General features: G+C 61.6%; 24 protein-coding genes. 14 read left to right on the top strand and 10 right to left on the bottom strand.

The genetic code is table 11. The annotated features are described in order from the left end of the window. Window positions 1–18: 18 nt before the first annotated feature. Genes ACKWJN_RS10565 through ACKWJN_RS10585 form a run of 5 tightly spaced genes read left to right on the top strand, consistent with a single transcriptional unit; the run spans window position 19 to window position 3,978 of the window. A complete protein-coding gene (locus ACKWJN_RS10565; RefSeq protein ID WP_408596696.1) occupies window positions 19–486 on the top strand; it encodes a (2Fe-2S)-binding protein in 468 nt (155 codons plus the stop codon). 13 nt (window positions 487–499) lie between these two features. After that, window positions 500–1,291 carry an FAD binding domain-containing protein gene (locus tag ACKWJN_RS10570; protein ID WP_408596698.1) on the top strand — a complete coding sequence of 264 codons (792 nt, stop codon included), beginning with the start codon at window positions 500–502 and terminating at the stop codon, window positions 1,289–1,291. Beyond that, window positions 1,288–2,193, top strand: a complete 906-nt coding sequence (locus ACKWJN_RS10575; RefSeq protein ID WP_408596700.1) for an AAA family ATPase — start codon at window positions 1,288–1,290, stop codon at window positions 2,191–2,193. The genes ACKWJN_RS10570 and ACKWJN_RS10575 overlap by 4 nt, the downstream gene beginning before the upstream one ends. A 17-nt stretch (window positions 2,194–2,210) precedes the next feature. Beyond that, complete coding sequence (locus ACKWJN_RS10580; RefSeq protein WP_408596701.1) at window positions 2,211–3,368, top strand: vWA domain-containing protein; 1,158 nt, start codon at window positions 2,211–2,213, stop codon at window positions 3,366–3,368. Window positions 3,369–3,387: 19 nt separating this feature from the next. Further along, window positions 3,388–3,978: a CoxG family protein gene (locus ACKWJN_RS10585; protein WP_408596703.1), complete on the top strand. Its 591-nt coding sequence runs from the start codon at window positions 3,388–3,390 to the stop codon at window positions 3,976–3,978. On the opposite strand, the gene ACKWJN_RS10590 is transcribed toward ACKWJN_RS10585, so the two are convergent. After that, window positions 3,963–4,955 (bottom strand): amidohydrolase family protein, encoded by a 993-nt coding sequence (locus ACKWJN_RS10590; protein ID WP_408596704.1) that lies wholly within the window; start codon window positions 4,953–4,955, stop codon window positions 3,963–3,965. The two genes, ACKWJN_RS10585 and ACKWJN_RS10590, sit on opposite strands and share 16 nt — an antisense overlap. Window positions 4,956–5,116: 161 nt before the next feature. On the opposite strand from ACKWJN_RS10590, the gene ACKWJN_RS10595 reads away from it, so the two are divergent. From ACKWJN_RS10595 to ACKWJN_RS10615, 5 genes are read left to right on the top strand one after another with little or no spacing between them, the layout of a single operon-like run. Next, window positions 5,117–6,088, top strand: a complete 972-nt coding sequence (locus ACKWJN_RS10595) for a Bug family tripartite tricarboxylate transporter substrate binding protein (RefSeq protein WP_408596706.1) — start codon at window positions 5,117–5,119, stop codon at window positions 6,086–6,088. Between the two features lie 18 nt (window positions 6,089–6,106). Beyond that, window positions 6,107–7,138 carry an amidohydrolase family protein gene (locus ACKWJN_RS10600; protein WP_408596707.1) on the top strand — a complete coding sequence of 344 codons (1,032 nt, stop codon included), beginning with the start codon at window positions 6,107–6,109 and terminating at the stop codon, window positions 7,136–7,138. Window positions 7,139–7,150: 12 nt separating this feature from the next. Beyond that, the gene (locus ACKWJN_RS10605; protein ID WP_408596709.1) at window positions 7,151–8,056 is read left to right on the top strand and encodes a VOC family protein; all 906 of its coding nucleotides are present in this window, start codon (window positions 7,151–7,153) and stop codon (window positions 8,054–8,056) included. 2 nt (window positions 8,057–8,058) lie between these two features. After that, complete coding sequence (locus ACKWJN_RS10610) at window positions 8,059–9,597, top strand: bifunctional 3-(3-hydroxy-phenyl)propionate/3-hydroxycinnamic acid hydroxylase (RefSeq protein ID WP_408596711.1); 1,539 nt, start codon at window positions 8,059–8,061, stop codon at window positions 9,595–9,597. A gap of 18 nt (window positions 9,598–9,615) precedes the next feature. Beyond that, window positions 9,616–10,596, top strand: a complete 981-nt coding sequence (locus ACKWJN_RS10615) for a Bug family tripartite tricarboxylate transporter substrate binding protein (RefSeq protein ID WP_408596713.1) — start codon at window positions 9,616–9,618, stop codon at window positions 10,594–10,596. Window positions 10,597–10,700: 104 nt separating this feature from the next. Here ACKWJN_RS10615 and ACKWJN_RS10620 read toward each other — a convergent pair whose 3' ends face one another. The 3 genes from ACKWJN_RS10620 to ACKWJN_RS10630 are packed head-to-tail and all read right to left on the bottom strand — an operon-like array spanning window position 10,701 to window position 13,579. Further along, window positions 10,701–11,696, bottom strand: a complete 996-nt coding sequence (locus ACKWJN_RS10620) for a Bug family tripartite tricarboxylate transporter substrate binding protein (RefSeq protein ID WP_408596715.1) — start codon at window positions 11,694–11,696, stop codon at window positions 10,701–10,703. Window positions 11,697–11,738: 42 nt separating this feature from the next. Further along, a complete protein-coding gene (locus tag ACKWJN_RS10625) occupies window positions 11,739–12,617 on the bottom strand; it encodes an alpha/beta hydrolase (RefSeq protein WP_408596716.1) in 879 nt (292 codons plus the stop codon). Further along, window positions 12,614–13,579 (bottom strand): Bug family tripartite tricarboxylate transporter substrate binding protein, encoded by a 966-nt coding sequence (locus ACKWJN_RS10630; protein ID WP_408596718.1) that lies wholly within the window; start codon window positions 13,577–13,579, stop codon window positions 12,614–12,616. The genes ACKWJN_RS10625 and ACKWJN_RS10630 overlap by 4 nt, the downstream gene beginning before the upstream one ends. Window positions 13,580–13,665: 86 nt before the next feature. Between ACKWJN_RS10630 and ACKWJN_RS10635 the strand changes: the two genes are divergently transcribed. Next, window positions 13,666–14,517, top strand: a complete 852-nt coding sequence (locus ACKWJN_RS10635) for an alpha/beta fold hydrolase (protein ID WP_408596719.1) — start codon at window positions 13,666–13,668, stop codon at window positions 14,515–14,517. Window positions 14,518–14,581: 64 nt separating this feature from the next. On the opposite strand, the gene ACKWJN_RS10640 is transcribed toward ACKWJN_RS10635, so the two are convergent. After that, window positions 14,582–15,274, bottom strand: coding sequence for a glutathione S-transferase family protein (locus tag ACKWJN_RS10640; protein ID WP_408596721.1), 693 nt, complete (start codon window positions 15,272–15,274; stop codon window positions 14,582–14,584). Window positions 15,275–15,377: 103 nt separating this feature from the next. On the opposite strand from ACKWJN_RS10640, the gene ACKWJN_RS10645 reads away from it, so the two are divergent. From ACKWJN_RS10645 to ACKWJN_RS10655, 3 genes are read left to right on the top strand one after another with little or no spacing between them, the layout of a single operon-like run. Continuing rightward, complete coding sequence (locus ACKWJN_RS10645) at window positions 15,378–16,550, top strand: ABC transporter substrate-binding protein (RefSeq protein ID WP_408596723.1); 1,173 nt, start codon at window positions 15,378–15,380, stop codon at window positions 16,548–16,550. A 16-nt stretch (window positions 16,551–16,566) separates the two neighbouring features. Further along, window positions 16,567–17,817: an MFS transporter gene (locus tag ACKWJN_RS10650; protein WP_408596724.1), complete on the top strand. Its 1,251-nt coding sequence runs from the start codon at window positions 16,567–16,569 to the stop codon at window positions 17,815–17,817. A gap of 29 nt (window positions 17,818–17,846) precedes the next feature. Next, entirely contained in the window at window positions 17,847–19,547 is a 1,701-nt protein-coding gene (locus ACKWJN_RS10655; protein ID WP_408596726.1) for an FAD-dependent monooxygenase, read from the top strand. Here ACKWJN_RS10655 and ACKWJN_RS10660 read toward each other — a convergent pair. The 5 genes from ACKWJN_RS10660 to ACKWJN_RS10680 are packed head-to-tail and all read right to left on the bottom strand — an operon-like array spanning window position 19,537 to window position 23,780. Then, on the bottom strand, window positions 19,537–20,001 hold the full coding sequence (locus ACKWJN_RS10660) for an acyl-CoA thioesterase (RefSeq protein ID WP_408596727.1): 465 nt from the start codon (window positions 19,999–20,001) through the stop codon (window positions 19,537–19,539). The genes ACKWJN_RS10655 and ACKWJN_RS10660 overlap by 11 nt on opposite strands. Further along, a complete protein-coding gene (locus ACKWJN_RS10665; RefSeq protein ID WP_408596729.1) occupies window positions 19,991–21,208 on the bottom strand; it encodes an FAD-dependent monooxygenase in 1,218 nt (405 codons plus the stop codon). Before ACKWJN_RS10665 ends, ACKWJN_RS10660 begins: the two co-directional genes overlap by 11 nt. Further along, window positions 21,205–21,459 carry a hypothetical protein gene (locus tag ACKWJN_RS10670; protein WP_408596731.1) on the bottom strand — a complete coding sequence of 85 codons (255 nt, stop codon included), beginning with the start codon at window positions 21,457–21,459 and terminating at the stop codon, window positions 21,205–21,207. The genes ACKWJN_RS10665 and ACKWJN_RS10670 overlap by 4 nt, the downstream gene beginning before the upstream one ends. Continuing rightward, window positions 21,459–22,079: a VOC family protein gene (locus tag ACKWJN_RS10675; protein ID WP_408596733.1), complete on the bottom strand. Its 621-nt coding sequence runs from the start codon at window positions 22,077–22,079 to the stop codon at window positions 21,459–21,461. The genes ACKWJN_RS10670 and ACKWJN_RS10675 overlap by 1 nt, the downstream gene beginning before the upstream one ends. 15 nt (window positions 22,080–22,094) lie before the next feature. Then, window positions 22,095–23,780, bottom strand: coding sequence for an AMP-binding protein (locus ACKWJN_RS10680; protein ID WP_408596735.1), 1,686 nt, complete (start codon window positions 23,778–23,780; stop codon window positions 22,095–22,097). Window positions 23,781–23,783 lie beyond the last annotated feature (3 nt).

Genomic DNA, 23,783 nt, shown 5'->3' on the forward strand with positions numbered 1-23,783 from the left:
AATCAAAAGGACACATCGATGCAGGTTTCTCTCAACGTCAACGGTAAAGCCGTGACCCTCGACGCCGCACCCAACACCTTGTTGGTCCAGGCCATCCGTGAACACATGCAACTCACCGGAACGCATGTGGGCTGTGACACCGCCCAGTGCGGCGCTTGCACCGTGCTGATGAATGGCAGCTCGGTCAAGTCGTGCAACGTGCTGCTGGCGCAAGCCCAGGGCGCACACATCACCACCATCGAAGGCTTGGCCCAAGCCGACGGCACACTGCACCCCATGCAAGCCGCGTTCAAAGAATGCCACGGCTTGCAGTGCGGCTTTTGCACCCCCGGCATGGTGATGAGCGCGATCGACCTGTGCCACAAAAAGCCAGACGCTTCGGCCCACGAGATCCGCGACATGCTTGAAGGCAATTTGTGCCGTTGCACGGGTTACCAAAACATTGTCTTGGCGGTGCAGCAAGGTGCTGCCGCCATGAAGGCTTGAAAGGGGTCCACACGTGTACGCATTCAACTTCGAACGTCCCAGCGCTTTGGCGCAAGCCGTGAGCCATCTGCAAGCCGGCGGTCAAGCCTTGGCTGGCGGCCAAACGCTGCTGGCCTCTATGAAACAGCGCCTGCTCGCGCCTGAACTGCTGGTGGACTTGGGCGCATTGCCCGAGCTCCAAGGCGTGTGCCAAGACGGCGACCACTTGGTCATCGGTGCCATGACGCGCCACCAAGACGTGGCCAGCAACGCCTTGGTGCGTCAGCACTTGCCTGCCTTAGCGGCACTGGCCAACGGCATTGGCGACAAACAAATTCGCGCCATGGGCACCTTGGGTGGCTCGGTCGCCAACAACGACCCTGCCGCCTGTTACCCCAGCGCGGTGCTGGCCTTGGGTGCCACCGTGGTCACGAACCAGCGCAGCATTGCCGCGGAAGACTTTTTTCAAGGCCTCTACAGCACGGCCTTGGAGCCGGGCGAGTTAGTTGTTGCCATCCGCTTCCCCCTGGCGCAGCGCGCGGCCTATGCCAAGTTCAAGCAGGCCGCCTCGCGCTTTGCCTTGGTGGGCGTGTTTGTGGCGCAAACCCAAGCCGGTGTGCGCGTGGCCATCACGGGCGCAGGCAACGGCGTGTTCCGCCATGCGGGCTTAGAAGCGGCGTTGACCCAAAGCTTCACGCCCGAGGCGGTGGCGCATGTGGCCATCGACGCGTCAGACCTGAACGGTGACTTGCACGCCAGCGCCGACTACCGTGCCCACTTGATCACGGTGCAAACCCAACGTGCGGTGCGCCTGGCCCTGGCATGAGCGCAGCGGCAGCACTTGCCAGCATTGACGCACTGACCGAGGCCTTGGCCGCCCATGGCTACTGGGCCGACCGGCGCTTGGCCACCACGGTGTTTTTGGCGCTCAGCTTGCAGCGCCCCTTGTTGCTCGAAGGCGAGCCCGGCGTGGGCAAAACCGAGCTGGCCAAGGCCTTGTCCAAGGTGTTGGCGCGTCCGCTGATTCGCTTGCAGTGTTACGACGGCATCGAACAGCGCGAAACCCTGTACGAGTGGAACCACGCCGCCCAGCTCTTGCACATGCGCGCCGCGCACGACAGCGCCACGCCCGAGCAGCTGGAGCGCGAGATTTACCAAGAGCGCTACCTGATTCGCCGCCCGCTGTTGCAAGCCTTGCAAACCCCGGCCCCGGGTGCGGTGCTGCTGATCGACGAAGTAGACCGCGCCGACGAGCCCTTTGAAGCGTTTTTGTTGGAGTATTTGGGCGAGTACCAAATCAGCATCCCCGAGCTGGGCACGGTCACAGCGCAGGTGCCGCCCATCACGCTGCTGACCAGCAACCGCACCCGTGAGCTCAACGATGCGGTCAAGCGCCGCTGCCTCTACCACTGGATGGACTACCCCGAACGCGCGCGCGAGTTGGCCATTTTGCGGGCCCAGGTGCCGCAAGCCAGCCAGCAACTGACCCAGCAGGTGAGCGACTTTGTGGCCCAGCTGCGCAGCCAGGCCCTGGCCGCGCACTTTGCCCGCGTGCCCGGCATTGCCGAGAGCGTGGAATGGGCCAAGGCCTTGGTCGCTTTGCACACCACTGCGCTCGATGCCACACGGGTGCAAGACACTGCTGGCCTGTTGTTCAAGCAGCGCGAAGACGTGGTGGCCCTCAACGACCTGTTGGCGCAGCTGCTCAGCCCCACGGCCCACGGCTAATTTCACCCACCACCCACATGTTGGCGCTTGAGAACCTGGCCGCGTTTGCACGGGCTTTGCAGCGCGCGGCTGTGCCCATCGACTGCACCCGCGTGGCCTTGGCCGCCCAAGCCGCGGTGCAGGTGGGCGTGGTCCGCAAAGAAGACCTGCGCTTTGCACTCGAAGTCGTGCTGGTGTCACGGCCCCAAGACCGGGCTGTGTTTGAAGCGGTGTTTGACGCTTTTTTTCGTGCACCTGGCGAGGCCTCGGCGCTCTCGCTGGCAGCGGATGTATCGCCCTCAGACGGTGACCCACCGCCAGCTTCTGCGGCGCAGCGCCGTGCGCAAGAGGCCTTGGCCACACCCGCCGTGGCGCAGCCCCTGCACGACACGCCGGGTACGCCAGACGACGACCCCTTGGCGCTGCGCGCCAGTGCCTATGCGCGTTTGCGCCAAGCCGATTTCGCAAGCTTGAGCGCCCAAGATGCGCGCCACATGCAGCGTTTGTTGCGCGAGGTACGCCTGGACCTGCCGCAAGTGCGGGGTCGGCGTTTGGCCGCCAGCGGGCAGGGCACGCGGCTCGACTGGGCCCGCGCCATGGAATGGGCGGCACGCCACGACGGTGAGCTGGTGCGCCTGCCGCATTTGCAACGGCGCCAACAAGCCTTGCCCTTGCTCATCTTGGTGGATGTGTCGGGCTCGATGGCGGTGTATGCGCGCTGGCTGCTGGCGTTCTTGCACCAGGCCACACGCAAGGTGCCGCGTGCAGTGTTTGCCTTTGGCACCCAGTTGACCGACTTGAGCGCCGCTTTTCGCCAGCCCGACACCGACACCATGTTGGAGACGGTCAACCGCACCGTCACCGACTATGGCTCGGGCACCCGCCTGGGCGACGCTGTGCAAGGCTTGCTGACACAGCACGCACGCCAGCTGGTGGGGCGGCGTACCGTGGTGCTGCTCATCACCGATGGCTTGGACACCGGCGAGCCCGAGGTGCTGGAGCGAGCCATGCGCGAGCTCAAGCGGCGCACGCGGCGCGTCTTGTGGTTGAATCCTCTGCTGCGCTTTGCGGGCTACACGCCCACAGCGCGCGGCCCCGAGGTGTTGAACCGGTGTGTCGATGGCCTATTGCCCATCCACAACCTCAACAGCCTCGAAGACCTGGCGCACGCTGTGGCCCAGGTGGTGCAACACTGAACCGTGAACGGAGAATGAGATGGACATGCAAGGAAGCCGCACCCTGGCGGTGACGCAACAACAAGCCTGGGACGCGCTCAACAACCCCGGGGTGCTCAAGCGCTGCATCCCAGGGTGCGACAAATTCGAGGCCTCAGGTGACAACCGCTACACCGTGGGCGTGGCGATCAAGATTGGCCCGGTGTCCGCCAAGTTCTCGGGCTCGGTCCAGCTCAACGACATCGTGCCACCGCACAGCTACGCTTTGCAGTTCGACGCCCAAGGCGGTGTGGCCGGTTTTGGCAAAGGCGATTGCAAGGTGGAACTCAAACCCTTGGACGCAGGCTGCGAGCTGCACTACACCGTGCATTCGCGCATCGGCGGCAAGCTGGCGCAAATGGGCCAGCGCTTGATCGACGGCGCTGCCAAGTCGCTGATCGAAGACTTTTTCAGCCGCTTTGAACAGGTGTTGAAAGATGACGCAGCCTCTGCTGACGCTCAAGGCAACGCATCCGATGACGCCAGTGCCGTGGCAGCACAGGCTGCGTCTGCACCCACCACCTCGGTGCCCGTGTGGGTCTGGGTGGCCGGTGCTTTGCTGCTGGCTGCAGCGGTTTACGTGCTGCGCTGAAGCAGCTGGGCGGCGTTGCCACCGGCGACTGCCGCCAAATCGTCGCCGTGCAGCCCGGCTTCTTGCAGCCAAGCCACGGGGTCGGCCTCACCCACGGGGTAGTCGCTGCCCATGACCAAGCGGTCCACTCCCACGCGGTCGATCAGCACCTGCAACACCTGCGGGTCGTACACGCAGGTGTCGTAGTAAAAGCGGCGCAAAAACGCGCTCGGGCTCTGCCCATCCATGTGACGTACGGTGTCCGGGCGGTTGGCCGTGTTGCGGTCTAAGCGGCCCATGTAGTGCGCAAAGTAACCGCCGCCGTGGGCCATCACCACCTTGAGGTGGGGGTGGCGTGTCATCACGCCTTCGTAAATCAGCGAGGCCATGCACTTGGTTTCTTCAATCGATTGGCCCAGCGAGTTCCACAACGCATAGCGCTGAAACCAGGGGTCGCTCACGCCTTCGGGGTGAATCCACGCGGTCAACTGGTGCGCGTCCAGCAAGGCCCAAAACGGGTGGTACAGCGGGTCGCCCATGTACACGCCTTGGTAGCTGGACGACATGTTCACCACCTGCAAGCCCAGCTGGCTGCTGGCGCGTTCCAGCTCTTGCATGGCGAGTTGCGGGTCTTGCAGCGGCAACACCATGCTGCCAATGAAGCGCTCGGGGTACAGCGCCACCCAACGCGCGGCTTGGTCGTTGCAGCGCTGACACAGCCTCAAGTCGGTGGCCGCATCGGCCCACGAGGTGCCTTGCAGCACCGTGCTGGCGCTGACCACCGAGCGGTCGATGCCGCGTGCGTCCATGTCTTGCAAGATCGCCTGGGGGTCAAACATCTTGCCCATCAAGGCCTGTGCGCCCGGGCGCGGCGCTTTGGCCGGCGTAGCCCCAAAGCCGGTGAACACCGTGCGGTTGGTGGAGGCCTCAAACACCTCGTGTTCCAACATGTGCACGTGAAAGTCGATGACCAGAGGAGGGCGTTCGGTGTGGGGCATGGCGGGCAAAGTAGACAAGGGGTGGAAGCAAAAGATGAGGAGGGGATTTTCAATCACGGCGCTGGGTGAATGGCGTTTTTTCCAACGCATGTGACAAATCATCCTGAGGTCTTCGCCGACAATCGTCTCCAAAATATCAGGTCAAAAAAGGAGATACCCCCATGCGATCACGCCTTGTTGCTGCCTGTCTGGCATTCACATCCTGGGCCTTGCCCCACGGTGCTGCCCTGGCACAAGACTTTCCCAACAAGCCCATCCGCATTGTCGTGGGGCAGGGCGCGGGTGGGGGCATGGACACCCTGGCGCGCTTGGTGGGGCAACGGCTGTCCAACAGCTTGGGCCAGCCGGTGCTGGTGGAAAACAAGGTGGGGGCGGGTGGCATCATCGCCACCGACTTTGTGGCCAAGGCTCCGCCCGATGGCTACAGCTTGCTGATGGGGCCAATTGGCAACATGGTGTTCACCCCGGTGATGACGCCCAAGCTGCGTTACTCACCCACCAAAGACTTCACCCCCGTGTCGCTGGTGGCCACCTTTCCTTTGGTGCTGGTGGTCAGTGCCAAACAAAACATCCAGACCGTGCCCGAGTTGGTGGCCTTCATGAAAGCCAATCCCGCCAAGTCCAACTACGGGGGCTCGGGCCCGGCGTTTCAGTTCGCGTCCGAGTTGTTCCGCCTCAAAACCGGCACACCGGGCGAGTTCATCCAGTACAAGAGTATGAGCGAGACCATCACCGGCTTGATTGCCGGCGACTTGCTCATGTCGATGGTCGACACCGGACCTGCCACACCGGCCATTGCCGCTGGGCAGTTGCGTGCCTTGGCCGTGACCTCACCCACGCGCTTGGCCGCGCTGCCCCAAGTGCCCACCATGGCCGAGCTGGGGCTGCCCGAGGTGGGCTTTCGGTTTTGGACTGGCTTGTTCGCGCCTGCGGGTACGCCCGAGCCGGTGGTGAAAAAGCTCGAAGCAGAGATCAACCGCGTCTTGAAACTCCCTGAGGTGGCCAGCCAAATGGCGACCATGCAGGTCACGCCCACCGGCAGCACCTCGGCCGAACTGGGCAAGTTGGTGGTGCAAGACCTGGCCCGTTGGGGCGCGGTCGCCGAGGTGGCGAAAATCAAAGCGCCCGAATAAAAAAACCGAGAACGTCACATGTCCCCTGTTTCTGCGTGCCACGGCACATGCTGCGGTGTTGATGTGCATGCGCACGTCATCCCCGCCGAATTTCCCCGCTACTTGGGCGATGTGGTGCCCAAGGGCTGGCCCTCGATGGCGCTGGGCGAGAACTGCCACCGCCACGTCATGATCGACGGCAAGAACTACCGCACCGTGTCTGACAAATGCTGGACCACCTCCAAGCGCTTGGCCGACTTCACCGAGATGGGCCTGGCCCAGCAAGCTGTGTCTCCCATGCCCGAGTTGCTGTCGTACTGGCTGGAGCCTGTGGCCGCGCAGCAGCTGATTCGCTACTTGAACGACCACATCGCCCTCATGGTGGCCGAGTCGTCGGGGCAACTGCTGGGCTTGGGCGCGGTGCCTTTGCAGCACATGGACATGGCGCTGCAAGAGTTGCAGTACATCAAACACTCGCTGGGGCTGTCGGGCGTGGAGATTGGCAGCAACATCAACGGTGTGGTGGTGGGGGACCCCAAGCTAGAGCCGTTCTTTGAAGCCTGTGAGGCGTTGGACTTGGCGGTGTTTGTGCATGCGGTGCGCCCCACCGGCATGGACCGTTTGGTGGGCCCTGCGCCGCTGCAACAAATCTTGGCCTACCCGTCTGACGTGGGCTTGGCCGCCGCCTCGGTGCTGACCAGCCAGCTCATGCTGCGCCGACCCAAACTGCGCATCGCGTTCAGCCATGGCGGGGGCACCTTGCCCATGCTGTTGCCGCGCTTGGAGCAGTCGATGTCGGTGTTCCCGGCTGTGCGTGAGGCGGTGGGCGTGTCGCCCAGCCAGCAGGTCAAGTCCTTGTACTTTGACACCTTGGTGTTTGACACGCCCACGCTGCGACACTTGGTGCATACCTACGGCGCGAGCCAATTGATGATTGGCACCGACTATCCGTTCAATTTCCATGATCGCACCCCCGTGCAACGCATTCAGGATGCGGGCTTCGATGACGCGGTGGTGCAACAACTGGTGGCTGGCAACGCCCAGCGTTTTCTGTCTTTGACTTCTCACTGAAAGCGGCTTTCTATGTCCCATGCTTCTTCTCGCATCAGCGCCTTGCGCAGCGCGGCCCTGAATGTGCCCGACCTGCAGCTGGCCGAAGATTTTTTCACCCGCACTTGGCACCTGACGGTGGCAGACCGTGCCCCTGGCGTGGTGTACTTGCGCGGCACAGGTCAAGACCACCACCTGCTGGCGCTGCACCAAGGCGGTGAACACGCACAGATCAAGCACATCAGCTTGCGTGCCCACAGCGAGAGCGCGCTGCACGAAGCCGCCACATTGGTGGTGCAGCATGGGGGCCGAGTGGTCAAACCCGTGTCACCTAGCGCAGAACCTGCAGGCGGCACCTCACTCACCATCGCCGACCCCCACGGACGCATTTTTGAATTGGTCTTCGGAGACGCTTTGCGCACCACGCTGACCGAAGCAGCCGACCATCCCATCCGTCTGGCCCACGTGGTGCTCAACACCCATGATGTGCCAGCCAGCCAAGAATTTTTAGCCCAGGTGCTGGACTTTTCCTTGTCAGACCGCACCAAGATCATGGCCTTCATGCGTTGCAACAGCGACCACCACAGCATTGCCTTGGGCGACACCGACAACGACGCCTTGAACCACATCGCCTTCTTGATGCCCGATTTGGAGTCTGTCATGCGCGGCGGTGGCCGCATGCGCGACGCGGGCTATGGCATCGAGTGGGGTCCAGGCCGCCATGGCCCTGGCAACAACGCCTTCAATTACTTTGTGGGCCCCTTCGATCTGGTGATCGAGTACACCGCCGATGTGCAGCAAATCGACGACAGCTACAAAGTGGGTCAACCTTCGGATTGGAAATGGCCCGAAGGCCGTGTGGACCATTGGGGCATCTCTCAGCCCCCCAGCGCCAAGCTCAAAGAAGCCCAGCGTGCCGTGTTGTTTGAAAACGTTTGAAGATGAGTGTTGACATGTTTGATGTGGCGATTGTGGGTTTGGGCCCAACGGGTGCGGTGGCAGCGGGTTTGTTAGGGGGGCGTGGCGTCAAGGTGTGGGTGGGCGACCGTTTGCACGATGTGTACGACAAGCCTCGCGCCATTGCCTTGGACCACGAAATCATGCGGGTCTTCCAAGAGCTGAATTTGGTGGACGCCATCGCGTCCTTCACCGAGCCCTTCACCAACTCTGAGTTCTTTGGGGTTGACGGCCAGTTGATCAAGTGCATGTCCACCGTGGCCGAGCCTTATCCGCTGGCCTACACGCCCTCGTTGGTGTTCAGCCAGCCGCCGGTCGAAGCGGCCATGCGCGCCCATCTGAGCAGCCTGCCCAACGTCACGGTCTCGCTGGGTCAAACGGTCACCGCCGTCACGCAAGACAGCGCAGCGGCCACGCTGACGGTGGTGGACGCGCAAGGCCACAGCAGCCAAGTGCAAGCGCGTTACGTCATTGGCTGCGACGGTGCGTCGAGCTTTGTGCGCAGCCAAGTGGGCGTGACGCTGCAAGACCTGGGCTTTGACGAGCCCTGGCTGGTGGTGGACGTGTTGGTCAACGAACAGGGTTTGAAAAAGCTGCCCAAAACCAGTGTGCAGTACTGCGAGCCTGAACGTCCTTGCACGCTGGTGATTGGGCCGAAGAACCACCGCCGCTGGGAGATTTCGATCAACCCCGGCGAAGACCCGCAACACTTGGCCACGCCTGAAGGCACCTGGCCTTTGCTGGCGCGTTGGCTCACGCCGGACGACGCCACGCTGTGGCGCCAAGCGAGTTACCGCTTCCATGCTTTGGTGGCCCAAGACTGGCGCCAAGGCCGCGTGTTCTTGGCCGGAGACGCTGCGCACCAACAGCCGCCGTTTTTGGGCCAAGGCATGTGCCAAGGCATACGCGATGCAGCCAACTTGAGCTGGAAGCTGGCCGAGGTCTTGGCCGGGCGTGCCCAAGACAGCTTGCTCGACACCTACGGACAAGAGCGCAAAGCCCACGTGACCGAGTTGACCCGACGCATCAAAGGCATTGGCCAGTTGGTGGGCCAGCGTGATGTGGCCAAAGCCCGTGAGCGCGATGCCCATTTGTTGGCCGAGTGCGGGGGCGTGGTTCAACCCATGCCACGGCAAAACGTGCAACCCGCACTGGCCGATGGCTGCTTGGTACCCGGCACTGCGGCTGTTGGTACGCTGTTTCCCCAGGCCTGGTGGCAGCAAGGCGCGCACAAGCTGCGCATGGACTCGGTGCTGGGCACGGGCTGGCGCGTGTTCTTGGCTGCCAGTGCCGATGCGGGCTGTGAGGCCGCCTTGGCCGCCGTGCCTGCATCGCTCCAACTCAAGGTCATTCGCTTGGGCACCCCTGAGGCACCCGAGTGCGATGGTGTGCTCGCCCACTGGTTCACCACCCAGGGCTGTCAGGCCGCTTGGGTGCGCCCCGACCACTATGTGTTTGCCACCGCCAACACTGCCTCAGAACTCACCCCACAGCTGCACACCCTGCGCACTTTCTTTTCATAAAAAAACCGGAGACTTCCCATGACACGTCGTCACTTTTTACACACCGCACTGGCCACCGCTGCTGGTTTGAGCGCCTTGCCTGTGTGGGCGCAAAGCGCTGCATGGCCCGACAAACCCATCAAGGTGGTGCTGTCGCAGCCGCCTGGCTCGGGCCCCGACAACGTGGCCCGTTTGTTGGGCGAGCGCGTCGGCAAGACCTTGGGCCAGCCGTGGGTGATCGACAACAAACCTGGGGGCCAAAACATCATCGGTGCGCAAGCCGCTGCGCGTTCGCCCGCCGACGGCTACACCTTGTACTTCGCCACCACGGCCGCCTTGGTCACGAACAAGCACCTGTTCAAAACCATGCCCTACGACCCGCAAAAAGACTTTGTGCCGGTGGCCTTCGTGGCCAAGAGCCCGTTTGCGGTGTTGGTGAAAGCCGAGTCACCCATCGCCTCGATCCAAGACCTGATCGCACGTGCCAAGGCCACACCCGGCAAGCTGTCGCTGGCCAACGAAGGCCCTCGCACCTTTGGCGGGATCATCGCGCGCTTGATCAATTCACGGACCAAGATGGAGGCCAATTTGGTCTCTTACGCCTCGGTGGGGGTGGCGGTGCAAGACGTGTTGGGTGGACATGCCGAAGCCGTGGTGGCCGACTTGGCCTCAACCGCCGCTTTGGTGCGCCAAGGCCGCCTGCGTTTGTTGGCCGTCACAGCGGGCAAACGCGTGGCAGGTTGGGAGCAGGTGCCTGCGTTGTCAGAGTTGCTGCCCAACTTTGAAATGGTGGGTTGGTTCGCCTTGATGGCGCCCACGGGCACCCCTGCTGCAGCGATTCAAAAACTCAACGTCGAAGTCAACAAGTTGCTGGCCGAGCCCGAGTTTGCGCAACGCATGCTCACCATGGGGCCGATTGCAGACCCCTTGGGCGGGCCCGAGAAGACCGAAGCCTTCTTGAACCGCGAGCACGAGCGCTGGGCCGAAGTGGCCAAAGAAATTGGCCTCTTGCCGGAGTAATCCCGAGTCATCCCGGGTCACTCCACACACCCAAGCGGGTTTACTTTTTCTTGGCCATGCCTTCGGCCGAGACACAGCCCCAATGTAATTCAGACCGAAGGTGTTCACTCGGCCTGCACCCCGGCCAGCCGAATGGCCTTGCGGGTTTGCTCAATGTCGCGTGCCAAAAACTCACGAAACGCCTCGCCCGTGCTGCTGTGGGGCACCGCACCGTGCACGGCAAAACCCTCGCGAATTTCTTTGGTTTGCAAGGCCAGGGTCAATTGACGGCGTAGCCCGTCGAGCACCTCTGGCGGCAATCCTTTGGGGCCCATCCAACCAATCCAACTGGTGAACTCAAAGCCAGGCAAGGTCTCGGCCAGCGAGGGCACAGGCCCCAAGGGTTGCGTGCCTTTGGGCATGCTGTGACCCAAAATTTTCAAACGCCCACCCTTGACCAAGGCCATGGCCACCGGGGCGGGCGTGAGGGTCCAGTCGGTCTCGCCACTGACCACCGACCCCACCGATTGGCTGCCCCCCTTGTAAGGCACATGCAGGGCTTCAAACCCACCGGCTGCGCTCAAGGCCACACCCGCCAAATGGCTCACCGAGCCCGGTCCGGCAGAGGCCATGTTGAACTTGCCGCCTTGGGCTTTGCCGTAGGCCACAAACTCCGACAACTTGTTCACTGGCAAGGTGGTGCGACACACCAGCACATTGGGCAACAAGGCCACCAGGGAAATCAATTCAAAGTCTTTGAGGGGGTCGTAGCTGATGGCCTTTTGCAGCAAAGGGGCCACCGTCACCGAACTGCTCGACGCCGCGATGACGGTGTAGCCATCGGGCGGGGCCAATTTGCCAGCGTCGATGCCCACAGCGCCCGCCGCACCGGCTTTGTTGTCGACCACCAGGGCCTGTCCAAGAAGCGGCGTGAGCTGTTGGCCCAGCAAGCGGCTGATGGTGTCGACCGAACTGCCCGGCGCATTGGGCACGATCAAGCGCACCGGGCGTGCCGGGTAGCGTGGGCTTTGCGCCCCCACAGGGCTGCTTGCCGTCAAACCGGCGCCATACAGCAAGGCGCCAGAGATCAGTTGTCGGCGCGATGCACGAAAAGTGGACATGGATTTTCCTGTGGAAGTTGCAAAGGTGAGGGCGCACAGGCCTCAGCGTTGCATCAGATCGATCAAGGCTTGGGCCATCACGCCATCAGGTTGAGAAAAGGTTTCGAGCATTTCAAAATGGTTGAATGCTTCACCCCAGTAAAACCTCAAATTGGCTTTGTGATCCGACAAACCTTGCGCAAATTCTCTGGCTTGGCGCTTGAACTCGGGCGACTCAAACTCACCACACGCCACAGACACAGGCATGGTGAAGTTGTGCAAGCGCCGCATGGGGCTGAGGTCTTGCAAGGTCTTGGGCGTGAAATTCACATAGGTGCTGCGCGACGACAGGCTCACGGGCTCCAGCTCGTACATGCCGCTGCAACACACCAAGGCATGCACAGGCGATTCGGTGAAACCCTTTTGCAGCCAGTTGTAAGAAGCCAAGCAGGCCGCCAAGTGCGCCCCTGAGGAATGTCCCACCAAATAAATGCGTCGCGGGTTGGCCCCCAACTCGGCAGCTTTGCGTGCGGTGAAAGCCAAGGCGTTTTGCAGTTGCTCGGCCATGGTCAGCAAGCTGCCGCCGACATCAGGGGCAGCGGCAAAGTCGGGCACCACCAAGTGCGCACCCGCCAAGTTCAACCAGCCTGCGGCCATGGCGTAGTCTTTGGCCTTGCCACGGCGCCAGGCACCCCCATGCACGAAAAAAACCAAGGGTGCTCGGGCACGTTGGCTGGGATACCAATCGAGTGCCTCGACGTCGCTGGGGCCATAGGCGAAACGCTGAACCTCGGTGCCGATCTTTTCTGCAATGGCGCGTCCTTCGACGCTGAGGGCCTCGCAGCGTGCGATCACCATGGCCATGTTGGGTGCGTGTTGAGCTTGGTCGTAGGCCCAATCCAGTTGTGCTTGCGTGAGGTCTCGCCAGACGTTGGAGTTCATTCGATCACAGTGCCTGAAGTTTTGATGGTGGTTCTGCGTGAAGCGCTTTCGTTGCGGATGTGGCGACGAAATTCGTCCGGCCCGGCACCCGCAAAGTCATACGACTTGCCCTCGATTTCTTTGCTGCGGAAGTCGGCTTCACTGATCACGGACAAGATGTCGCGGTGCATGCGGTTGACCAGGGCTGGTGCAAAGCTGGCCGGCGCAAACACGCCCACCCAGACATTGGCATCCACCTCGGGAAAACCCAGCTCGGTCATGGTGGGAACATCGGGGTAGGCCGGGGCACGTGTTTTACCGCCGTAGGCCAAGGCCTTGATGCGTTTGCTGGCGATGTGCGGCCTGGCCGACACAATGCCCGACCAGGTCAAGGGCACCTCGCCACTGACCACCGCCGTGATCGCTTGCGGTATGCCACGGTAAGGGATGTGCACGATGAAGACGCCCGCTTTTTGCTTGAGCATCTCGGTGGCCAATTGCGGTTGACTGCCGGGCCCATAAGACGCATAAGACAAAGATCCGGGTTGTGCTTTGGCCAGGGCCAGCAATTCTTTGAGGTTGTTGGCGGGCAAGTTGGCGTTGGCCACCAGCATTTGGCTGAAGGCGACCAATTGCGTCACCGGCGCAAAGTCTTTGTCGGCGTCGTAGGGCAGCTTGGTGTAGAGATGCGGGTTGATGGTGAAGGTGGCGTCGGTGGTGAACAACAAGGTGTGGTTGTCTGTGGCGCGTGCCGCTGCTTCGGTGCCCAACAAGGTGTTGGCGCCCGGGCGGTTGTCAATGGTGATGGGTTGTTGCCATTTGTCTTGCAAGCGCTGCGCCAAAGCGCGCGCCATCACATCCACGCCGCCCCCTGCGGGGTAAGGCACGATCAACTTGACCGGGCGCGTGGGCCACTCTTGCGCCACCGCAGAGCCTGCGGCCAGACACAAGGCCGTGATCCCAATGACAATCCAATGTTTCATTGTTTGAGTCCAAAAACCTGGGGTTAGGATGCAGCGGTCGGCTTCACCTTTGCCCACTGAAAATTGCGTCGATCATGACACACACTTTGACCATTTCTCCTCTGCCGGACTTACGGTTTGCACGTATCCCACTGCACGCGCAAGACCGCTACCTGGGCGACCGTTTCAGCTACATCGAAGCAGGTCCTGTGGATGCGCCCTGTGTCCTGTTTTTACATGGCATCGGCAGCAATGCGACTTACTTTCGGTTTCAATTTTTGACACTGAGCCAACACTTTCGTGTCGTCGCTTGGAACGCGCCGGGCTATTGGATGAGCGACAACCTTGCCACCGAGCACCCCAGCGACGCCGACTATGCGCAAGCCCTGACCGACTTCACGCAAGCCTTAGGCATCGAGGATTTTGTGTTGTGTGGCAACTCTTTCGGCTCGGTGGTCGCGCAAGCCTTTGCCATTCGCCAGCCGCACCGCGTGCGCCGATTGATCATGACGGGCACTGGCGTCGGGCAAAAACAACTGAGTCAAGAGCGGCGCGAAAAATTTGAAGCCCGCGCCCAACGCATCCGCTTGGGCAGTTACCAATACGGCGACGCAGGCATGGACAACTTGGTGGGGCCCCATGCGTCGCCGCAATTGCGCGCTCTGCTGGTGGAAGTCTCGCGTGGCACGCAAGCAGCAGGCTTGTTGCGGGCCGTCTCGTTCAGGCTGAGCGACTTCTACACCCCCGACTTGGCCAGCGCTCTGACCATGCCGGTGCTGATGGTGCAAGGCAGCGAAGACCACATGAACCCCCGACAAGAAAATGCCGACCTGCTCCTGCCCCAATTGCCCAACGGGAGTTTGGTCGAGCTGGCCGGCATCGGGCACTTGCCTGAGGTGGAAGACCCGGGCGCGTTCAATCAGTTGCTGCTCAACTTTGTGGGTTCACTTCACCAGTAAGACAGGCACCTTGGCAATGGCCAGCACTTTGTGGGCCACCGAGCGGATGTCTTGATCTGCGGGCTTAGTTTTTCAGCCGTTCGTTTTGCGGAAACAAGAAACGCCGGGCTTCGTCGTCCAACTCCGCCTTGAAGGTGTTGCGCGTCTTGAGTGCCTCGGCGCGTTGCGCCGCTGGACGGGCATTGATCTCGTCGAGCAGGCGCTTGACGTGCGGGTAGGTGGCCCACGCATCGTCTTGACCCAGCACATACGGCACCATGCGTGCCCAGCCCCAAAACGCCATGTCGACGATGGAGTAGTGCTCGCCCGCCATGTAGTGGTGGGTGCTGAGGTGCTCGTTGACGACGGACCAGTGGCGGTGCGCCTCAAAGTCGTAGCGGTTCAAGGCGTAGGCTTTGGGTTCAGGGGCCGCATGGCGAAAGTGCACCGACTGGCCTGAGAAAGGGCCTATGCCTGTGGCGATGAACATCAACCACGACAGCATTTGGCCGCGCTCGGCGCTGTCGACCTGCAGGGGCACAAACTTTTGCGCGCGGTCGGCCAAGAACAACAAAATTGCATTGCTGTCGAACACGGTGACGTCACCGTCCACGATGGCGGGAACCTTGCTGTTGGGGTTGACTTGCTTGAAGGCGGGGTCAAACTGTTGCCCCTTGCGCGTGTCCACGGGGATGGGCTCATAGGGCAAGCCCAGCTCCTCGAGCAGCAGCGCAATCTTCATCGGGTTGGGCGCGGCGTTGTAATAGAACTTCAGCATGGTGTGTCTCCTCGGGGGGGGGGTGTAGGGGTGTGTCATTCTATGGACAGACCCACCCCGCATTTGATGCTGTAATCCAGCCATCAATCACCCTGGAGACATGATGAAAAAAAGACACCTGATCGCTTTGACCGCCGCCAGCCTGATGGGCTTGTTCCTGAGCACTGCACAGGCCCAAGATGACAGCTTCAAAGTGGGACTGTTGCTGCCCATGACCGGTCCTTTTGCCTCCACAGGCAAACAAATGGAAGCCGGTGCCCGTTTGTATTTGCAACAAAACGGCAGCACCGTGGCAGGCAAAAAAATTGAACTGATCCTCAAAGACGACACCAGCACGCCCGATGTGACCAAGCGTTTGGCGCAAGAGATGGTGGTCAACCAAAAGGTCAACGTCTTGGCGGGTTTCGGCTTGACCCCGCTCGCGTTTGCCACGGCACCGGTGGCCACCCAGTCCAAAACACCGATGGTGGTCATGGCTGCGGCCACCTCCAGCATCACCCAGGCTTCGCCCTACATCGTGCGCTCCAGCTTCACGGTGCCGCAAGTGGTGACGGCCTTGGCCGATTGGGCCTACAAGAACAACATCAAAAAAGTGGTCAGCTTGGTCACCGACTACGGCCCTGGCGTGGACTCTGAAAAGTTTTTCAAAGACACCTTCATTGCCAACGGTGGCGTGGTGGTTGAAACCCTGCGCGTGCCCTTGCGCAACCCCGACTTCGCGCCGTTCTTGCAAAAAGTGCGTGACGCCAAACCCGATGCCTTGTTTGCCTTTGTGCCCGCAGGCGTGGGCACCGCCTTGATGAAGCAATTCACCGAGCGCGGCTTGGACAAAGCCGGCATCAAGGTGATTGCCGAAGGCAGCGTGACCGACGACGACATCTTGAACGACATGGGCGAAGTCGCGCTGGGCTTGGTCACCGCGCACCACTACTCGGCAGCGCACAACTCGCCCCAAAACAAAAAGTTTGTCGAGGCCTTTGCCAAAGCCAACAACGGCATGCGCCCCAACTTCATGGCCGTGGGTGCCTACGACGGCATGCGCGTGATCGTGGAAGCCCTCAAGGCCACCCAAGGCAAGGGCGATGGCGACGCGTTGCTGGCCGCGATGAAAGGCCAGATTTTTGAAAGCCCCCGTGGCTCGATGTACATCGACGCGCAAACCCGCGACGTGGTGCACAACATCTACATCCGCAAAGTCGAGCGCAAAAACGGCCAGCTCTACAACACCGAGATCGAAACCATCAAAGACGTGAAAGACCCTGGCAAGACACGTTGATCCCACGCGTCTCACCATGCCCCGCACACCGGCCTCGGCCGATCTGATCGACTCGCGCTACGCCGCTTGGCGCTTGCTCACCACGCTGCTGTTGGTCACCCTGGGCAACAGCAGCATGTATGTGGTGGCTGTGGTGTTGCCCACGGTGCAAGCCGAGTTCGGCGTCAACCGCGCCGATGCTTCCTTGCCCTATACCTTGATGATGGTGTGTCTGGGTTTGGGCGGGCTGTGGACCGGCAAGTTGGCCGACCGCTTTGGCATCACCCCGGTGTTGCAAATGGGCTCGGTGGCGGTGTGCGCAGGCTTTGTGTTGGCCGGCCTGTCGGGCAGCATTTGGACTTTTGGTTTGGCCCATGGCTTGTTGTTGGGCTTGTTGGGTGGGGCGTCCACCTTTGCCCCCCTCATGGCCGACACCTCGTTGTGGTGGAACAAACGGCGCGGCATGGCGGTGGCCATTTGCGCCAGCGGCAACTATGTGGCGGGCACTTTTTGGCCCCCTGTGGCGCAGTGGGGCATCGAAGCCCTGGGCTGGCGCCACACCTACATCGGCATGGGTATTTTTTGTGGTGTGGGCATGGCGTTGTTGTCCTTGCGCATGCGCCAGCGTCCGCCACTGGTGGCGCTCACCCCGAGCAGCGCCACTCCCAGTCGTGCGAGCTTGCACACCAGTGAGCGGCCGTTTGGTCTGAGCCAAGGGCAAGCCCAGCTCTTGTTGTGTGTGTCAGGTTTTGCCTGCTGCGTGGCCATGTCCATGCCCCAGGTGCACATCGTGGCCTATTGCTCCGACTTGGGCTTTGGTGCCGCACGTGGGGCTGAGATGTTGTCGCTCATGTTGGCCTGTGGCATCGTCAGCCGCTTGGTCTCGGGCTGGATTTGCGACCACATTGGCGGCATTCGCACCCTCTTGCTGGGCTCTGCTTTGCAAGGTGTGGCCTTGCTGTTGTTTTTGCCTTTTGATGGCTTGGTGCCGCTGTACCTTATCTCGGCCATGTTTGGCTTGTTTCAGGGCGGCATCGTGCCGTCTTACGCCATCATCGTGCGCGAACACTTCCCGCCCCAGCAAGCGGGCGCCCGCGTGGGCGCTGTGATCATGGCGACCTTGGTGGGCATGGCGGCCGGTGGGTGGATGTCGGGCAAGGTGTTTGACCTCACCGGCTCCTACCAAGCCGCCTTCCTCAACGGCATCGGTTGGAATTTGTTGACCGTCTCGATCGCTTCGTGGCTGTATTGGCGGGTGGCCCGTGCCACACCGCAACCCAGCCCTTAGACCTCGACGCATTCAGAAAGGCTTCAGGTATGACCCACATCGCATCGACAGACGTCATCATCGTGGGTGGCGGCCCCAGTGGTCTGATGTTGGCCATTGAGCTGGGATGCCGCAACGTGCCCTGCCTCTTGATCGAGCCGCAACTGCTGCCCCCCGACCGCCCCAAAGCCAACGCCACCTCCGCACGCACCATGGAGCATTACCGCCGCCGTGGTTTTGCCGACCAGGTGCGCAAGGTCGGCATGGCCGCAGACTATCCCCAAGACGTGATGTATTGCACCCGATTGGCGGGCAAAGAACTGGCGCGTTTTCGCATCCCCAGCCGCACCCAGGCGGCTCAGCAAAGCGCCTTTGGCGACTACGGCGAAGCCGCTTGGCCCACCCCAGAGTTGCCGCACCGGGGCCAGCAGATGTACATCGAGCCGATCTTGCGTCAACAGATCGCGCGCTACCCCAGTGTGACCACGCGTTACGGTTGGCAAGTCGATCAAGTCGCCGATGGCGCCGAGCACGCGCGTGTAGTCGCCACCGATGTGGCCACCCAACGCACGCATGAGCTGCAAGCGCGGTACGTGGTGGGGTGCGATGGACCCCGCAGCATCGTGCGCCACACCATGGGCACCAGCTACGAAGGGGCCAGCCAAGAGCAGCGGGATTATTTTGGCGGGCAGATGCTGTCGATCCACTTTCGCGCGGCAGGTTTGTACCCCGCCTTGGCGCACGGCCCGTTGGCCCAGCCGGCTTGGCAGAGCTGGGTCATGAACCCCCAACTGCGCGGCATCTTGGTGGCCATCAACGGCGTGGATGAGTTTGGCATGGGCATTCAACTCAAACCCGGTCAAGGCATTGACGATGTCAATGTCGATGCCACCCTGCGCACGCTCACCGGCCTGGACACCGTGCCGTTTGACTACGAGGTGCTGCACAAAAGCAGTTGGACAGCGGGCTTCATGTTGGTGGCCGAGCAGTTCCAAACCGGGCGCTTGTTCATTGCCGGAGACGCCGCCCATTTGTTCACCCCCACCGGTGGCATGGGCTACAACACCAGCATCGACGACGCCGTGAACTTGGGTTGGAAGCTCGCCGCCGTGGTGCAGGGCTGGGCCCCTGAGTCGCTGCTGCACACCTACTTTGAAGAGCGCCACCCCATCGCCAAGCGCAACACACAGTTTGCGCGTCTCATGGCCGAAAGCATTGGGCGCATGCCCATCCCGGCATCGCTGGAGCAAGACACCACGGAGGGTGAACAAGCCCGAGTCGCCTTGGCCCATGCCGTGCACGCCCACGCCCATGCGGAGTTCAACATCCCAGGCTTGCAGCTGGGGCTGCGCTACCAAAGCCGCATCGTGGCGCGTGAATCGGGCGAGGCCCCGCCCGATGCCCCCAATGTCTATGTGCCCAGTGGGTTTGCGGGATGCCGCGCACCGTTTGTCAAGCTGGCAGACGGCAGGTGGCTGCCCGACTTGTTTGGCAGGGACTTCACCGTGTTGGCCTTGGGCCCGCAGTCCGACGAACACACCTGGTTGGAGGCCGCCAGTGCCCTCACATTGCCCTTGACGGTGGTGCATCAACCCGACGCCGCAGCGCGTGCGCTGTACGGGGCCGATTGGGTGCTGGTTCGCCCCGACCATCATGTGGCTTGGCGGGGCAACAGCGCACAGCAGGCTTCAGCCGTGCTGGCGCAAGCCGCAGGTCTCAGGGTGGATGAAGGGATGCAGATCAGCCGGTGAAGCGTTGCAGCTGAGCCAGCATGGCGGCTGGAATGGGCACCCGCTGGCGCACCTCTCGGCTGATGCAAATGGGTGAAAAGCGCCCCGTGAAAATGCGTCGTCCATCGGCTTGCTTGGCCTCGACGTGGATGTCGTAGCTGTGCGCACGGATGTTGGAGACCGTGCAGTGCATGTCAAACTCATCCTCGGGCCACAGCGCACCATGGAACGTCAAGTCCATGCCTTTGCAAGGCGTGTCGACGGCCAGCGTTTTGATCCATTCAAAGTAGCGGCCATCGCCCAACTCGGCAAAAAAATAGCTCGAAGCGATCAGCAAATACTCGGTGAACTTACCGGTGTACACCACGCCTGCCGGGTCGCAGTCGGCCCAGCGCACGCGCTTGCGCACCACCAAGGGGTGGCGCGACACCACACGTTCGTAGGTTGACACATGGGGGGCGCTGTCAGCGTGCATGGGCGCTTTCCAGGGGTTCGTGGGCAGCCACAGGCTTTTGTGTCAAACCCTCGCGCTGAAATTGCGCAAACAACTCGGGGTATTGCTGCTGCAAGCGTTCTTCGCTCAGGCGACCGGTGCGGGTCATGAACGCGTGAATGAACCCATAGGGGGTGTAGCGTCGCATCCAGTCCCCAAACTGCTCGTACCACAGGTAGGACTTGCGTGAGGCGTTCAAGAGTTTGTCTTTGGCCGGGCCGCGCGTTTGGGCAAAGTTGTGCAGGCGTGCCAGTGGGCTGAGCTCTGGGGCTCCGGTTGCCACCGGCGCGGTCAAGGCATCGGCCAGCGCAATCGCGTCTTCCATGGCGATGCGGGTGCCTGAACCAATCGAGAAGTGGGCCGTGGTGTGCGCGTCGCCCATCAACACATGCTTGCCCACCGTCCAGTGCGCGTTTTGCGTCACGGGGAACTGCCGCCAGTTGGAATGGTTGGAAATCAGTGGCTCCCCATCCAGCTCAGGCGCAAACACCTGTTCAAACACCTGTTGGCGTTGTTCGTTGCTCATGGCGTGCAGCCCTAAGCTGTGCCAGGTGGCGTCGTCGCACTCCGCCACAAAGGTGCTGGCCGAGCTGCTGTAGGGGTAGTAATGCGCCACAAACGAGCCGCCTTGCCACTCACGAAACACCAAGGCCGATTTGGTGAACACCCGCGCCGTGCCGTACCACGCAAAGTGGTTGGTCAGGAATGACTGGGTGGTGCCAAACTCTGTTTCGTAGGCGGCACGCACCACCGAGTTCACGCCATCGGCGCCCACCACCACATCGGCATCGGCCAAACCATGCTGACTGAGTTCGTCGGGGTGTTCGATGCGCACACCAAAACGCACATCCACACCCACCTCTTGGGCGGTGCGTTGCAGCACATGCAGCAAATCGATGCGGGCAATGGCACCCCCTTTGGCGGGGTGTTGAATGTCAATCGGATGGTGTTGCACTTCGATGGTTTGAACCCCATTGAAATTCATCTTCGCAACCAACTGCTCAAACACCTGGGGGTCTGCTGCTTGCAAACGGTTGAGCCCTGAGTCGGCCAGCACCACCCCAAACCCAAAGGTCGAATCGGCGTTGTTTTGTTCAATCACGCTCACAGGCCAGTCGGGTTGGCGGCGTTTGAGCAAGAGGGCGAGGTACAGCCCCGAGGGGCCACCGCCCACGATGGCGACTTTCATGCGGCGCTTTCGATGATGGTCAACACATCGTTGTCAAAGTGGGTGATCTGTCCGACCAAGCCACCCGTCAACGCCCCGTGCCACACCGCAGGCTTGAAGCCCAAGGTTTTACGCTTCAAGCTGATTTGCTGCGGCGCGGAGATGCGCCAATACCCCAGCCGTGGGCCATCGACCTGGTAGTCGGGCACCTCACGCGCATGCGCCACCAAGGGTAAAAACTCTTCCACATTGAGGACAAAGATCGTGGGCATCAATGGGACTCCTGGGCCTGCTCAAACGCCTGGGCCAAGGCCGCGCCTTTGGTCAGCCAGACTTGGTCGATCTTTTGAAACGGTTGCTGGCCTTGCTCCAGGGCCATGCCTGCTTCGAGGGTGCGGGCGGCGTCTTGAATGTCAATGGCTTCGAACGGACGGACTTGCCAGGTGATCTCCAGCGAGTAGCCATTGGGGTCGTTGAAGTAAATCGACTCAATCACCTCGTGGCGAATTTGGTACTTGACCTCAATGCCAGCGGCTTCGATCTTGGCGCGGCAGTCCAACAAGGCTTCGCGGGTGTCCACGCGCCATGCCGTGTGCGAGGCGCGGTAGCGGTAGTCGTCGTGCACCGCCACAAAGTCGGGTGGGGTGGTGCCGATGTAGTAAAAAAACGCGATCGTGCTGTGGTTGCCGCTGTCAAAAAAGAAATGCAAAAAGTCGGCATGGTCTTCCGGACCCCAGCCACGCGCTGAAATGGCATGCACCAGCGGCAGCCCCAACAAGTCACGGTAAAAGTGCACGGTTTCTGACAACTTCCAGGTCGGGCGTGCCGTGTGGTGAACGCCCGCAATGGGAATGGGCTGACGGGCTGTGGTGGCTGAGGTGAGGGTGGTCATAAGAGGTCTCTGGTGTCACTGCGGGGTTTGTTCGGCTTTGAGCATGTTGGCAATCAAGGTTCGCAGGGCGGGCTTGTTGAGTTTGGACGCGTTGGTGAGGGGGAACTCTGTCAGCACCTCGATGCGTTCAGGCCACTTGAATTTGGCCATGCCCGCCGCTTCCAAAAAGCGCCCCAGCTCTGCGGTGGTGGGCACAACCGCACCATCACGCAGGGTGACGAAGGCACAGATGCGCTCGCCGTACACCTGGTCGGGCATGCCCACGATGGCCGTGGCCGAGATGGCAGGGTGGCGGTTGACTTGCAACTCCACTTCTTCGCAGTTGACCTTTTCGCCCGCGCGGTCCACCACGTCTTTGGTGCGGCCACGGAACTGGTAGTAGCGCTTGCCGCCAATGTCTCGAAACAGCATCAAGTCGCCCGAGCGGTAAAAGCCCTGGCGGGTGAAGGCCTGTGCATCGCGCTCCGGGGCATCGTAATAACCGTGGATGGTGTAGGGCCCACCAAAGGCGCATTCGCCTTCGACACCGGGTTCCACAATTTCCTCCTCGCTGCCAATCTTGAACAGCTTGACTTGGTCAAATGGCGACACCGGCGCGCCCACCATGGTGTCGCGCACCTCTTGCGGGTCGGTGTCTTGCGTGAGCATGATCACGCCCTCGGTCATGCCAAAGATGTGATAAACCGGCGCACCCAACAAGTCGCGCAAGGCCGGGGCGTTGTTGGCGCTGATGACCCCGCGCAGACTGCCCAGAGGCAATGCGCCCGATTGAACGGCGGGTTTGAGCTTCTCCACCAAAGGCCCGGCCATCACGGTCCAGGTGGGTTCGCAGCGTTTGAAAATATCGCCCAAAGCCTCGGGCGCCAAACTGGTGGCAATGGCCACGTTGCCCCCGGTCAACAAAAACGGACCAAAGCAGCACCCCATGTTGAGGTTGTGCATCATCGGCATGGGCATGAACAACACGTCGTCGCTGCGGTAGCCGTTCCAAGCCGCGACCGAGCGCATGTTGTAGATGTACTCGTTGTGAAAACGCGGAATGATCTTGGGCACCCCGGTGGTGCCGCCAGACAGCTGAAACACCGCCACCTGAAACGGGTCGCGCGGCACTTGGGCCAGCAGCGCGCTGGCGCTTTCTTGGCTGATCGACGCGATCAGGGTTTGCAGATGGTGGGCGGACCCGCGCGGCGTGCCACGGGCCTGGACGATGGCCGTCAAGGTGGGCACCACGGCCTGCATGCGCTCGGCAAATGCCACATCGTCGAACTTTGGGTCATCGCCTTGCACAAACATCAGCCGTGCTTTGGCATGGTTGCCCAAGTAGCCAATTTCAAGTTCGCGGTGGGCGGCGAGGGTGCAGATGGGAATCAAACCTGCCTTGAGGCAGGCGATGAAGCCCACCACCAGCTCGTTGCAGTTGCCGATCTGAAAAATCACCCGGTCCAAGGGCGCCAACCCCATCTGGATGAACGCACCCGCCAAGCGGTCGGTCATCTCTTGCAACTGGCCGTAACTCAAACTGCCCTCGCTGCCGCTCAGTGCAGTGCGTTTGGCATGTTGGGTGAATGACGCACTGAAGGCCTGGTCCATGGTTTCGTGGGTCAGGGCGCCACCGTCGACATAGCGGCGCAAGTCGGCTTCTGGGGCATAGACCACCCCCGGCATGGGGTGGCGTACTTGGTATTGGCGTGAGGTCAGCATGGG

This window comes from Limnohabitans sp. (assembly GCF_046052825.1).
In the GTDB taxonomy this organism is placed as follows: Bacteria; Pseudomonadota; Gammaproteobacteria; order Burkholderiales; family Burkholderiaceae_C; genus Limnohabitans.